Annotated in this window: 11 protein-coding genes and 1 tRNA gene; 8 read left to right on the top strand and 4 right to left on the bottom strand. The window is 69.2% G+C overall.

Features of this window, described 5'->3' with window-relative positions; genetic code table 11:
• Positions 1-77: 77 nt before the first annotated feature.
• Positions 78-1,481 (top strand): MFS transporter, encoded by a 1,404-nt coding sequence (locus tag ACTMTF_RS33345; protein WP_441114241.1) that lies wholly within the window; start codon positions 78-80, stop codon positions 1,479-1,481.
• Between the two features lie 4 nt (positions 1,482-1,485).
• Here ACTMTF_RS33345 and ACTMTF_RS33340 read toward each other — a convergent pair whose 3' ends face one another.
• Genes ACTMTF_RS33340 through ACTMTF_RS33330 form a run of 3 tightly spaced genes read right to left on the bottom strand, consistent with a single transcriptional unit; the run spans position 1,486 to position 4,341 of the window.
• Positions 1,486-2,364 carry an Fpg/Nei family DNA glycosylase gene (locus ACTMTF_RS33340; RefSeq protein WP_441114240.1) on the bottom strand — a complete coding sequence of 293 codons (879 nt, stop codon included), beginning with the start codon at positions 2,362-2,364 and terminating at the stop codon, positions 1,486-1,488.
• A 47-nt stretch (positions 2,365-2,411) separates the two neighbouring features.
• Positions 2,412-3,017: a TenA family protein gene (locus ACTMTF_RS33335; RefSeq protein ID WP_441114239.1), complete on the bottom strand. Its 606-nt coding sequence runs from the start codon at positions 3,015-3,017 to the stop codon at positions 2,412-2,414.
• Between the two features lie 58 nt (positions 3,018-3,075).
• Complete coding sequence (locus tag ACTMTF_RS33330; RefSeq protein WP_441114238.1) at positions 3,076-4,341, bottom strand: LCP family protein; 1,266 nt, start codon at positions 4,339-4,341, stop codon at positions 3,076-3,078.
• 246 nt (positions 4,342-4,587) lie between these two features.
• Between ACTMTF_RS33330 and ACTMTF_RS33325 the strand changes: the two genes are divergently transcribed.
• Positions 4,588-5,964: a hemolysin family protein gene (locus ACTMTF_RS33325; RefSeq protein ID WP_441114237.1), complete on the top strand. Its 1,377-nt coding sequence runs from the start codon at positions 4,588-4,590 to the stop codon at positions 5,962-5,964.
• Positions 5,961-7,004: a hemolysin family protein gene (locus tag ACTMTF_RS33320; RefSeq protein WP_441114236.1), complete on the top strand. Its 1,044-nt coding sequence runs from the start codon at positions 5,961-5,963 to the stop codon at positions 7,002-7,004. The genes ACTMTF_RS33325 and ACTMTF_RS33320 overlap by 4 nt, the downstream gene beginning before the upstream one ends.
• Positions 7,005-7,203: 199 nt before the next feature.
• On the opposite strand, the gene ACTMTF_RS33315 is transcribed toward ACTMTF_RS33320, so the two are convergent.
• A tRNA-Leu gene (locus tag ACTMTF_RS33315) sits at positions 7,204-7,286 on the bottom strand.
• 196 nt (positions 7,287-7,482) lie between these two features.
• Here ACTMTF_RS33315 and ACTMTF_RS33310 point away from each other — a divergent pair.
• From ACTMTF_RS33310 to ACTMTF_RS33290, 5 genes are read left to right on the top strand one after another with little or no spacing between them, the layout of a single operon-like run.
• Entirely contained in the window at positions 7,483-8,223 is a 741-nt protein-coding gene (locus tag ACTMTF_RS33310; protein ID WP_397015814.1) for an FhaA domain-containing protein, read from the top strand.
• A gap of 17 nt (positions 8,224-8,240) precedes the next feature.
• Complete coding sequence (locus ACTMTF_RS33305; RefSeq protein WP_397015812.1) at positions 8,241-8,711, top strand: FHA domain-containing protein FhaB/FipA; 471 nt, start codon at positions 8,241-8,243, stop codon at positions 8,709-8,711.
• The gene (locus ACTMTF_RS33300) at positions 8,708-10,003 is read left to right on the top strand and encodes a Stp1/IreP family PP2C-type Ser/Thr phosphatase (protein WP_441114235.1); all 1,296 of its coding nucleotides are present in this window, start codon (positions 8,708-8,710) and stop codon (positions 10,001-10,003) included. The genes ACTMTF_RS33305 and ACTMTF_RS33300 overlap by 4 nt, the downstream gene beginning before the upstream one ends.
• Positions 10,004-11,398, top strand: a complete 1,395-nt coding sequence (locus ACTMTF_RS33295) for an FtsW/RodA/SpoVE family cell cycle protein (RefSeq protein WP_397015808.1) — start codon at positions 10,004-10,006, stop codon at positions 11,396-11,398.
• The gene (locus tag ACTMTF_RS33290) at positions 11,395-12,855 is read left to right on the top strand and encodes a peptidoglycan D,D-transpeptidase FtsI family protein (RefSeq protein WP_441114234.1); all 1,461 of its coding nucleotides are present in this window, start codon (positions 11,395-11,397) and stop codon (positions 12,853-12,855) included. The genes ACTMTF_RS33295 and ACTMTF_RS33290 overlap by 4 nt, the downstream gene beginning before the upstream one ends.
• The last annotated feature ends 20 nt before the right edge of the window (positions 12,856-12,875 follow it).

Genomic DNA, 12,875 nt, shown 5'->3' with positions numbered 1-12,875 from the left:
CTGTTCATGCTGCCCCATGATGTGGACGGTTACAAGAGGTAACTGATATGCGAGAACGTAACCGGGGGTTTTCCGATATGCCTACTGCCGAACGACTCAGAGGCCGCCCGCTGGGCGTGCTGATGGTGCTGTGCGGGGCGATCTTCCTTGAGGGCATCGACGTCGCCATGCTGAACGTCGCGCTGCCCGCCATCCGCGCCGACCTCGGCCTGTCGACCACGATGCTGAGCGGCGTGGTCAGCGCCTATGTGCTGGGCTACGGCGGATTCATGCTGCTCGGCGGCCGGGCGGCCGACCTGCTGGGCAGGCGCAGGATGTTCCTGCTCTGGCTGACCGTGTTCCTGGTCTTCTCCGGGCTGGGCGGCTTCGCGAACGAGGGGTGGGTGCTGCTGGTCGCCAGGTTCGTCACCGGGGTGGCCGCGGGGTTCATGACCCCGGCGGGGCTCTCGCTGATCACCACCAGCTTCGCCGAGGGCAGGCAGCGCAACAAGGCACTGCTGATCTACGCGGGGACGGCCGCCGCCGGCTTCGCGCTCGGCCTGGTGATCGGCGGCCTGCTGACCGCCATCGGCTGGCGGTGGGTGTTCTTCGCGCCGGTGATCCTGGCGCTGGCGATCCTGCTCGTCGCCGTCCCGCTGATCAAGGAGCCCGCCGCGCCGCCGCCCGCCGGCGGCCGGTTCGACGTGCCGGGCGCGGTGACCATCACCGGCGCGATGATGCTGCTGGTCTATGGCGTGGTACGGCTGGAGCATCCGGCCGAGGGCTGGCCCTGGACCGTCGGCGCGTTCGCCGGCGGGCTGGCGCTGGTGGCGGCGTTCGTGGCCATCGAGCGGCGCTCGGCCGAGCCGCTGATCCGCCTCGGCGTGTTCCGATCCGGGCCGCTGGTGCGGGCGAACCTGGCGGCGATCCTGCTCACCGCCGCCTTCTTCGGCTTCCAGTTCCTGATCACCCTCTATTTGCAGGAGTTGCGTGGCTGGTCGGCGATCCAGACCGGTCTCGCGCTGCTGGCCGCCGCCGCCGACGTGATCCTCGCGCCCACCCTCACGCCCCTGCTGGTCAACCGGTTCGGCAACGCCCGGGTGATCTTCGGCGGGCTGGTGTCCGGGCTGGTGGCCTTCGCGCTGTTCCTGGGCGTCGGGATGGACTGGACGTACGCGGCCATGCTGCCGTCGATGCTGCTGATCGGGCTGATGTTCGCCTTCGTCTACGGCCCGTTGACGATCGTCGCGACCGAGGGGATCGCCGAGCACGAGCAGGGGCTGGCCGGCGGGCTGATCAACACGTCCTTCCAGTTCGGGGCCGCGCTCGGGCTGTCGGCGGTCACCGCCGTCAACGTGGCCGCGCTGACCGGGGGCTCGGCCGGGATCGACGCCCTGCGCGCGGCCCTGGTGGTGCCCGTGACGGCCACGCTGCTCGCGGCGGTCATCGTCGCCTTCGGTCTGCGCGCGCGGACCCCCGCCCCGGTGCCCGCCCGCGTGTAGGGGGCTACTTCAGCAGCTTGGACAGGCGGCGGTCGGCCAGCGGCTTGCCGCCTGTCTGGCAGGTGGGGCAGTACTGCAGCGCGGAGTCGGCGAAGGAGACCTCGCGGATCGTGTCACCGCACACGTCGCAGGGCTGCCCGGCCCGGTTGTGGACCCGCAGGCCGGACTTCTTCTCCGCCTTGAGGTCCTTGGCCGCCAGGCCGTGCGCCCGCTCCACCGCCTCGCGCAGCGTGGTGATGATGGCCTCGTGCAGGTCGGCGATCTGGTCGTCGGTCAGCGTCGCCGCGATCTTGAACGGGGACATCTTCGCCGCGTGCAGCACCTCGTCGGAGTAGGCGTTGCCGATGCCGGCGATCACCTTCTGGTCGCGCAGCAAACCCTTGATCTGGGTACGGTTTCCGCCCACGATGCGCTTGAGCGCGGCCACGTCGAAGGAGTCGTCGAGCGGATCGGGGCCGAGCGCGGCGACACCCGGCACATCATCCGGATTTTTCGTGACATAGACGGCGAGGCGTTTCTGCGTCCCCGCCTCGGTCAGCTCGAAGCCGGGCGCCAGCCCTTCGTCGTCGGGCGCCAGGCGCACCCGGACGGCGAGGGGCCCCTTGCCCGGCCGTACCGGCTTGGCGCCTGTGAGGTCCTCACGCCAGCGCAGCCAGCCCGCCCGGGCCAGGTGGAAGATCAGGTGGAGCCCGTCGCAGTCGAGGTCGAGGAACTTGCCGTGCCTCGACACCCCCGTGACGGTCAGCCCGCCCAGGGCGGTGACCGGCGGGTCGAAGGTCTTGAGGGCCTGGAAGGCCACCACGTCGACGCCCAGGATGGTGCGCCCCACCGCCCGCTCGCGCAGGAAACCGGTGAGAGATTCCACTTCGGGAAGTTCCGGCATGCCACCAGACTACTGATCCCACCGCTTCGTCCACAGCCTGTGGACGACTACGGCACGCTCCAGAAGGCCAGCTCGTGACGCATGCCCTCGGTGAAGAGCGCCTCCGCCCGCGCGGGGTCCGGGTCCGCCTCGTCGATCATCTGCCCGATCCGCCCGGCCAGCGCCGCGAACCCGGGATCGGCGTAGGTGTCCACCCAGGCCCGGTACCGCGGCTCAACCGGCGGATCTTCCGCCAATATCTGGCCAAGCGTCGAATATCCCCACATACACGGATAAAGCGCGGCGAGCCCGTCCGCGTACGAAGCCGCCGACTCCAGCAGGAACGCCGTGTACGCCGCACACGCCGGCCCCTTGACGGCCCCGTCGAGATCCGCCCCGAAACCGGCCGACAGCGACCTGTGCAGATCCAGCTCGTCGTGGAAGGTGGCGTGCGCCAGGTCCACCAGATCCCCCAGGTGCTCCGACGGCGCCTGCCAGGCCAGCCGGGAGAACACCCGGACGTAGTCGAGCAGGAACAGGTAGTCCTGCTCCAGCCACGACCTGAAGACCGGCTCGGCCAGATCACCCCGCCCGATGCCGACCACCGTGGGATGCGCCAGCTGGGCGTCCAGCAGCGGCCGGCCGATCGCGTGCAACTTCTCAGAGACAGTCATGCCAGCACGGTAATGAACGCGCCGGCTCCGGCGCGCATCGCACCGGAGCCGGGGACGGTCAGTTGGGGTCGAGGATCTCCTTGGGCACCGGCTTGTCCTCCTTGAGCGCGTTGAACAGGGCCAGCGCCTTCGTCCTGTCCCACTTGACGGCCGTGCCGCCGCCCGCGAGCTCACTGCCGCCGAACGGCACCACCGTGGTCACCGGGCTGTCGCCCATGGCCAGGCCCAGCGAGAGCATGTCGAACACGCCCGTGCCGTTGTCGACGGCGACCGCCTCGGTGGCGGCCGAGGCCAGCGGGAGCGAGGTGAAGGGGTTGATCAGCACGCCCGGACTGGCCGCCTTCTTCACGACCGCGCTGAGGAACTGGCGCTGCCGCTTGGTCCGCTCGAAGTCGGGCAGCGCGCCGCCCTTACGGGTGCGGACGTAGCCGAGCGCCTGGCCGCCGGTGAGGACCTGCTTGCCCTTCTTGAGCTTGAGACCGGCCTTGGGGTCGTTCACGGCCGCGCGGACGTCGATCTCGACCCCGCCGACCGCGTCGACGATGTCCACGAAGCCGGCGAAGCCGATCTCCATGTAGTTGTCGATGTACACGCCGGTGACCGTCTCGACGGTCTGGACCAGCAGCGGGGGGCCGCCGATCGCGTAGGCGGCGTTGAGCTTGTTGCGGCCCCGGCCGGGGATGGTGACCGCCGAGTCGCGGGGCAGGCTGACCAGCGTCGGCCTGTCGCTGCCCTCCGGCAGGTGCAGCAGCATCATCGAGTCGGTCCGCTGGCCCGCGCTCCTGCCCGTGGCGAGCTTCCTGCGCTGGGCGGCGGACAGGCCCTTGCGGCTGTCGGAGCCGACCAGCAGCCAGTTGGTGCCGGGGGTGTCGGCGGGGCGGCCCTCGTAGTCGTCGAGCACCTTGTCGATGCCGGCCAGCTTTCCGTCGATCCAGATGAACAGGCCCACGGTCGTCAGGAGCAGCACCGCCAGGAACGCCGCGATGATCGTCAGCACGGTGCGGCCGCGGATGCGCCTGCGGGGCGGCCTCGGCCCCGAGGGGGACGCCTCAGCACCCCCGCGCAGCGGCTTGACCGGGCCGCCGCCGCCCGACCGCTGCTTGCCGTACACCCTCCCCTTGGGCCGCTGGTCGGCCATCGGCGAGTTGACGACGGTCGCGTCGTCGGCGACCGGCGGGCCGGCCGGAGTCGGGCGCGCGCCCGGCCGCTGCGGGAACCGCTGCGCCGGCGCCCCCGCCGAGCGGGACCCGTCGTCGTTCCCGCGTGGCAGCGGCCGGCCGTCGCCTGGCGAGCGCATGGCCCGCGTCCGATCGTCCTCAGACACTTGGTTTCTACTTCCCTTCGCTTGGCATAGACGCTACGTCCAACCCCCCATCAGTGCAGTCTTCTCGCCAAGCTTTTCCCACGGAAAAGTACGCAGAACGCGCCTTAAGTCACTCCCGGAAACAGAGAGGCAAGCTGCATCGTTAGGTTTGTGGACGACCTCTATCGAAGGGATGATCGTGTCCGCTCCGGACTCATGGAGTAGTTGCCCGTGCACGAGCACGGGTTCCCCTGAGAGCTCGCCACGGTGAGCGCCTATTTGGGGCTGTTGGCCCTTTTCCTGCTCACCGCCGCGACGGGCTACTTCGTCGCCCAGGAGTTCGCCTTCGTCGCCGCGGACCGAGGTGTGCTGCGCGAGCAGGCCGCCGCCGGTGACGCGGCCGCCGAAAAGGCGCTGCGGGTGACCTCGCGTCTCTCCTTCATGCTGTCGGGCGCTCAGCTCGGCATCACCGTCACCGCGCTGCTGGTCGGCTTTCTGGCCGAACCCGCCATCGCGGTGATCGTACGTCCCTGGCTGACGGACGCCGGCCTGTCCGAGACCATGATCGCCGGACTGTCCGTCGCCATCGGCGTGCTCGTGGCCACCGTCGTGCAGATGGTGCTCGGCGAGCTGGCCCCCAAGAACCTCGGCATCGCCAGGCCGGAGCCCGTGGCCAAGTTTCTGGCCGGCTCGACGCTCGCCTACCTGGCCGTCGTGGGCCCGCTGATCCGGCTGTTCGACTCGGCGGCCACCGGCCTGCTGAGGAAGCTCGGGATCGAGCCCGTCGAGGAGGTGGAGCACGGCGCCACCCCCGAGGAGCTTTCCAGGATCATCGAAGAGTCGACCGAGGCGGGCGAACTCCCCCCTCGGCTGTCAGCACTGCTGGAGCGGGCTCTGGAATTCGGCGACCACTCGGCCGAGGAGATCATGGTACCGCGCCCCAGAGTGGTCGCACTCCGCGATTCCCAGCCCCTGTCCGCCTTGGTCGAGGCGATGCGCCAGTGCGGTCACTCCCGCTATCCGGTGCTCGGCGGCGACGGCGACGTGGTCGGGGTGACCGGGGTGCGTGAGCTGCTCACCTTCGGCCTGAACAAGGGCGGCCTGGACGACGTCGGCCTGGACGTGGGCCGGATCGCCGACATCACCCGCCCGCCGCTGCTGGTGCCCGACTCGCTGCCGCTGCCGGTCGTGCTCGACAGGATGCGCGTGGCGAAGGACGACATCGTCTGCGTCATCGACGAGTACGGCGGTCTCGCCGGCGTGATCACCGTCGAGGACCTGGCCGAGGAGCTGGTCGGCGAGCTCGTCGACGAGAACGACCCGGACCCCGTCGGCGCCGTGCGGCGGCCGGACGGCGCCTGGGAGGTGCCCGGCCGGTTGCGGCTCGACGAGGTCGAGCGGGCCACCGGCGTCGCACTGCCCGAGAGCGACGACTACGACACCCTCGGCGGGCTGATCCTGGCCAAGCTGGGCCGGATGCCGGAGCCGGGCGACACGGTGACGGTCGAGACCGTCTCCGAGGACGACCCGTTCACCGAGGACGAGGACGAGCACCACGCGGAGCTGACCGTGATGTCGCTCAACCGCCGCGTGCCCGAATGGGTGCGGCTGGCGTCGGCCAAGCATGTGGAGACGGCGCGATGACGATGATCCTGATCGGCGTCGTCCTGCTGGCCCTCAACGCGCTGTTCGTGGCCGCGGAGTTCGCCTTCGTGTCCTCCAGGCGCCACCGGCTGGAGGAGATGGCCGGTGGCGGCAACCGGCTCGTCAGAATCGCCGCCAGGTCCGCCGTGGGCGGCAGCCGCCAGCTGTCGCTGATGCTCGCGGGGGCCCAGCTCGGCATTACGCTCTGCACGCTGGGGCTCGGCCAGGTCACTGAGCCGGCGATCGAGCACTACCTGGAGCCGGTCTTCGCCGCCATCGGCGTCTCGGAGTCGCTGCGGCTGCCGATCGCGCTGACGATCGCGCTGACGCTGGTGACGTTCCTGCACATGGTCGTGGGCGAGATGGCGCCCAAGTCGTGGGCGCTGACCAACCCCGAGCGGGCGGCGCTGATCCTGACGCTGCCCTTCCGCGGCTTCACCTGGGTGATGCGCCCGCTGCTGTCCTCGCTGAACGGGGTCACCAACCTGCTGCTGAGCCTGTTCGGCGTGCAGCCGCGCGACGAGCTGGCCACCACCAGGACGCCCCGCCAGCTCGCCATGCTGGTGGGCGAGTCCGGCCGGATGGGCCTGCTCGACCGGGAGGAGCACGACCTGCTGACCAGGGCGCTGCGCTTCGAGGCCGAGGGCATCGAACGGCTGATGGTCCCGATCGACAAGGTGACGGCCGTGCCGTCGTCCGCCGGCTCGACCGAGATCCGGCGGGAGGCCGCGCGCAGCGGCCACCTCAGGCTGCTCGTGCGCGGCGTGGACCCGGCAGACGGGGCCGCCGCCGTGGAGGGCGTCGAGGGCGTCCTGCACGCCCGTGACACCCTGCTGGAGCCCAACCGTACGGCGGGCGAGCTGGCCCGTCCGGTGCCCCGGCTGGCCTGTGTCACGCAGGTGCCGGAGGCCGTGACCGCGCTGCAGGAGGCCCGCTCGCATCTGGCGCTGGTCACCGGGGCCAACGGCGTGGTCATCGGCATGGTGAGCCTGACGGATCTGCTCGGCCAGTTGCTCGACACCCGGACGCTCGCCGTCTGACCCTGCGTTCGCTGTGGGCTAAAACACATCGCCCGGCCGGAAAGTGACTCGTAAGCGGGTTGCAACCGGCCGGGCGTACCTTTTCGCCCCTGGGCCGCGCCACACGGAAAGGTTCTTGGAAAAGAAGAAGCCCCGGCTCTTGCGAACCGAGGCTGCTTTCGTCAGTGTGGGTCTGCCGATTTGATCGGAAGATCCGAGGTGGGCGAGGAGGGATTTGAACCCTCACGTCCTTTCGGACACACGGACCTGAACCGTGCGCGTCTGCCGTTCCGCCACCCGCCCTTGTGGGTGCTGAGAAACAGTAGCACGTAACAGCCAGTGGTACTGAACCCGGATACGATCGCATAAGACACGGGAGCGGAGGAGCTGGGCGCGAGGGCCACGAGCGCCTGGACCGCCGCGACGTGGGACGAGCGGAGACCGGACGCCACCGGCGTTTGGGGGCCGCGATCATATGCACGGAGAAGGGAGGTACCCGGTGGGAGTCCTTCAGCGCTTCGAGCGACGGCTCGAAGGCTTGGTTGAGGGGGCCTTTGCGCGGGCGTTCAAATCTGACCTTCAGCCGGTCGAGGTCGCCAGCGCGGTGCAGCGGGAGATGGACGAGCGGGCGGCGATCGTCGCCCAGGGTCGCACTCTCGTGCCCAACGACTTCGTGGTCGAGCTGTCCACGACCGACAGCGAACGGCTTGAGGTTTACGCCGACAGCATCAGCCACGAGCTGGCCAACCTCGCCAGGGAGTACGCCAAAGAACAGGGCTACTCCTTCGTGGGACCGGTCCGGGTCCGTTTCGAGACCGCCGCCGACCTGGCTGTGGGACTGTTCCGCATCAGGTCCGGCGTCATCCGCGGCGCGACGGTCGAGCAGGACGAGATTCGCCAGCCGGCGAGCGATCTGCCACCGTCTAGGCCCAACGCTTTCGGCGGGCGGCCCCGGCTGCTCGTCTCCACTCAGGACGACCCGCAGGGCGACCGCTCCTACGAGCTCACCACTCCGGTGACCTTGCTAGGACGCGGCACCGACTGCGATCTTCGTCTCGTCGACCCCGGCGTGTCGCGTCATCACGCGGAGCTACGCGTCGAGGGTCAACAGGTCGCTCTCGTCGATCTCGGATCGACGAACGGCACGTTCGTCAATGGCCAGCCGGTACGCAGAATCGAGCTCCAGAACGGCACGCGAGTGACGCTGGGGCGCACGACTCTGGTGTTCCGGCGCGATTAGGGGTAGACAGACGGTCCATGTCCGAGCTCACGCTGCTGCTGATCCGGCTCGCCTTCCTGGCGGTGCTGTGGTTTTTCGTCATTGCCGCAGTCGGCGTGATCCGGACTGACTTGTTCGGGTCACGTACGGCTCCCGCTGGTCCACGCAAGGGGGTCAAACCTGCCAAAGCCGTGGCAAAGCCCAAGAGCAAGAAGGGCGAGCCACGCCAGCTTGTTGTGACAGGTGGCCCCTTGCAAGGCACCACCATTAACCTCACGGAGACGCCCATCACCATTGGCCGGGCGAACGACGCCACGCTGGTAGTCAGCGACGACTACGCATCCAGCCGGCATGCCCGGCTCTTCCCTCAGGACGGTCAGTGGATCGTGGAAGATCTCGGTTCAACCAACGGCACATATCTCGACCGCTCGAAAGTCACCCGTCCGACCCCGGTTCCGCTCGGCGTTCCCGTCCGTGTCGGCAAGACAGTCATTGAATTGCGCAAATGACCATCGCACTCCGCTACGCGGCCCGCTCGGACGTCGGCCTCCTCCGCGAAGGAAACGAGGACTCGGCGTACGCTAGCGGCCGCCTGCTCGCCGTCGCGGACGGTATGGGCGGGCACGCTCACGGCGAGGTGGCGAGCTCCGTCGCCATCGCCGCAATGGCCTCTCTCGAAGAGGCCCAGCAGGGTGGTGACCTGCTCAACGCCATCGAGGCGGCCGTACGCGACGCCAATCGCAAGCTGCACGAGATGGTGGGTCGGGATCCCAGCCTCAAGGGCATGGGCACCACGCTCACCGCGATGCTCTGGCACGGCACCCAGGTCGCGCTCGTGCACGTCGGCGACTCGCGCGCCTACCTGCTCAGACGCGGGGAGCTCTACCAGATCACCCACGACCACACGCTGGTGCAGCAGCTCGTCGACGACGGGCGCATCACCCCCGAAGAGGCCGCGACGCATCCGCAGCGCTCGATCCTGCTGCGCGCGCTCGACGGCAGCGGCGAGGTCGATCCCGACCTCACGCTGCGCGAGGCGCAGGTGGGCGACCGCTATCTGCTCTGCTCCGACGGTCTGTCGGGAGTGGTGAGCGCGGAGACGATGCACGCCACCCTCACCAATTTCGAGGATCCGGAAGAGGTCGTCCGCCAGCTCATCGACCTGGCGAACCGCGGGGGCGGGCCGGACAACATCACCTGCGTGCTCGCCGACGTGCTGGAGATCACCGACGGGCAGCAGCTGCCCGCCGAGGCGGCCGTGGTCGGCGCGGCGGGCATGACGCGCCTGCCGCCCGGTCCCCACGAGACCTCTCCGGGGCGAGCCGAGTCGGCCACCGCCCCGCAGCCGGTGATCAGCGACGACGACTTCGACGCGCCGGCCCCGAGGAGTTCCCGGCGGCCGGGCAAGCGTCGCCGGGTCTGGCCCGTGCTGGTCTCGGTGCTCTCCGTGGCCGTCGTCGCCGCGGGCGTCGGCGGCTACTTCGGCTGGCAGTGGACCCAGGACCAGTTCTTCGTGGGCGCGTCGGCCGACGAGGTGGTCGTGTTCCAGGGCATACAGCAGGAGGTGGGCCCCATCCGGCTCTTCTCCGTGGTCGAGCGCACCGGCAAGTCCGTGTCCGAGCTCTCGCCGCCCGACCAGGCCCTGATCAAGGGCGGCATCGAGGTCACCAATGTGGCCGAGGGCCTCACCAAGATCAACGGGTTGAGTTTCGCGAAAGACGCGACGGAGCAGAAGGCCGCACCCGCTGTCAGCTCGACACCATCCGCGACCCCGACGAAAACGAAAACGAAACCCCAGTAAATGACCGAAGTGGCCGAAGCACCCGTGACCATGCCCGCCAAGCGGCGCGTGGCCCAACTCGCCATGCTCGCGTTCGCCGTCGTGATCGTCATGGGCGCCTACGCCAACGTGGGGCTGGCGATGGACGGGGCGATCCCGTCGGGCATGCTGACCTACGGCCTGGGCCTGGGCGGCCTGATGCTGGCGGCCTATCTGGTGCTCGCCAAGTTCGCCCCGTGGGCGGACCCGCTGATCCTGCCGCTGGTGACGCTCATCAACGGGCTCGGCCTGGTGATGATCTTCCGGCTCTCCGAGACGGACTCGACGCTGCCGTCCGCCACGCTCGCCTCACCGAGCACCCAGCTGATGTGGACGTTCGTCGGCATCGTGATGTTCAGCCTCACCCTGATCTTCCTGCGCGACCACCGCGCGCTGCAGCGGCTCACCTACACCGCCGGCGCGGTGGGCCTGATCCTGCTGATCTCGCCACTGACCCCCTTCCTCGGTCAGGAGATCAACGGCGCCCGCATCTGGGTCGGCATCCCCGGCGTCGGCCAGATCCAGCCCGCCGAGTTCGCCAAGCTCGCGCTGGTCGTCTTCTTCGCCGGCTACCTGGTCGCCAAGCGGGACGTGCTGGCCCTGGCCGGGCGCAGGCTGCTCTTCATCGACCTGCCGCGCGCCCGCGACCTCGGCCCGGTGCTCATCACCTGGGGCGTCAGCCTGGGTGTCCTGGTGATGCAGAAGGACCTGGGCTCCTCGCTGCTGCTGTTCGGCACGTTCGTCGCGATGCTCTACATCGCCACCCAGCGCAGCTCCTGGGTGATCATCGGCATCCTGCTCTTCGTGGGCGGCGCCATCGTGGCCGGCATGCTCTTCAACCACGTGCAGGAGCGCTTCAACGTCTACCTCAACCCCGGCGATCCCGTGCTGTTCGACCAGGTCGGCGGCAGTGCGCAGCTCATGCAGGGCCTGTTCGCCATGGGGTCGGGCGGCATCCTCGGCACCGGTCTCGGCCAGGGCCACCCCGAGCTCATCCCGCTGGCCTTCTCCGACTTCATCTTCCCCGCCACCGGCGAGGAGCTGGGCCTGACGGGCCTGATGGCGCTGCTCATGATGTACGCCCTGCTGGTCGAGCGCGGCCTGCGCACCTCGATCGCGGCCCGCGACCCGTTCTCCAAGCTGCTGGCGGGCGGGCTGTCGTTCCTGCTGGCCTGGCAGGTGTTCATCATCGTCGGCGGCGTGACCAACCTGATCCCGCTGACCGGACTGGTCACCCCGTTCATGTCACAGGGCGGCTCGGCGTTGCTGTCTAACTGGATCCTTATCGCGCTGCTGGTACGCATGTCAGATGCGGCGCGCAAGCCGCCACCCCAGGCGATCCAGAACGAAGGAATGACGCAGGTGTTCCAGCGATGAACGGGCCCATCAAGCGTGCGGCCGTGGCCTGCCTGGCCATGTTCGCGTTACTGATGATCAACGTGAACGTTCTCCAGGCCGTCAACGCAGGGAAATACCGCGACGACGCTCGTAACACCCGCAACTACTACGATCGCTACGCCGTCCAGCGCGGCCGCATCACGGCCGGCGGCAAGGTGATCCTGGCCCAGTCCAAGGAGGCCAAGGGCGACTTCAAGTTCCTCCGGGAGTATCCCGAAGGCGAGCTGTACGCCCACCTCACCGGCTTCTTCTCCCCCGAGAGCGCCTCCGCGATCGAGGCCAGCGAGAACAAGATGCTCGACGGCTCCAGCCCCGACCTGCTGCTGCAGCGTGGCATCGACCTGTTCACCGGCGAGCCGACCCGGGGCGCCAACGTCGACCTCACGATCGTCCCGAAGGCGCAGAAGGCCGCCTACGACGCGCTGCGGCAGAGCGGCAAGCGCGGCGCCGTGGCGGCGATCGACCCCAAGACCGGCGCCATCCTGGCGATGGTCTCGCTGCCCACCTACGACCCGGCCGAGCTGTCGGGGACCGACAAGGGCCAGGTGTTCGGCCGTTACGACGAACTGGCCAAGCAGAAGTCGCAGCCGCTGCTCAATCGCAACATCGACCGCACCTACCCGCCAGGCTCGACCTTCAAGGTGGTGACCGCCGCCGCCTTCCTGGAGGACGACTCCAGCCGGGACGCCCAGACCGTCGTGGACGCGCCGCAGGTGCTGCAGCTGCCCAACACCACCGCCGGGCTGCCCAACTACGGCGGCGCGGCCTGTGGCGCCGGGCAGGTCACGCTCGTCTACGCGCTGGAGAGGTCCTGCAACACGCCGTTCGGCAGCATCGGCATGGACCTCGGCTACGAGAAGATGAACGAGCAGCTGGTGAAGTTCGGCGCGGGCGAGCCGCTGGCCGTCCCGATGTCGGTGGCGCAGAGCAGCTTCGGCAAGAAGGAGGACCAGGCCGCGGTCGCCCAGGCCTCCATCGGCCAGCGCAGCGTCCAGATGACGCCGCTGCAGATGGCCATGATCGCCGCTGGCATCGGCAACGACGGCACGGTGATGAAGCCGTACCTGGTCAACAAGATCACTGACGCCAAGGGCGACACTCTTGAGGAGGCCGAGCCCGAGGAGTTCAGCGAGGCGGTCAGCTCGGAGACCGCGGGCAAGCTGCGCGACATGATGGTCAGCGTCGTCGCCAACGGCACCGCGAACCGGGCGCAGATCTCCGGCGTCCAAGTGGCGGGCAAGACCGGAACCGCGGAGACCGCTGACGGCCAGCCGCCGCACGCCTGGTTCATCTCCTTCGCCCCGGCGAACGATCCGAAGATCGCGGTGGCGGTGCTCGTCGAGTCCGGCGCCGCGAAGGTGGGCGCCGAGGCCACCGGCGGCGGGACGGCGGCGCCGATTGCAAAGGTGGTAATGGAGGCGGTGCTGAACCAGTGATCGATCGGTGATGGACGGTA

Source organism: Nonomuraea sp. ZG12 (assembly GCF_052068115.1).
Lineage (GTDB): Bacteria > Actinomycetota > Actinomycetes > Streptosporangiales > Streptosporangiaceae > Nonomuraea.
The sequence above is the reverse complement of the archived record's forward strand: the minus strand, read 5'-3'. Positions and strand labels throughout refer to the sequence as shown.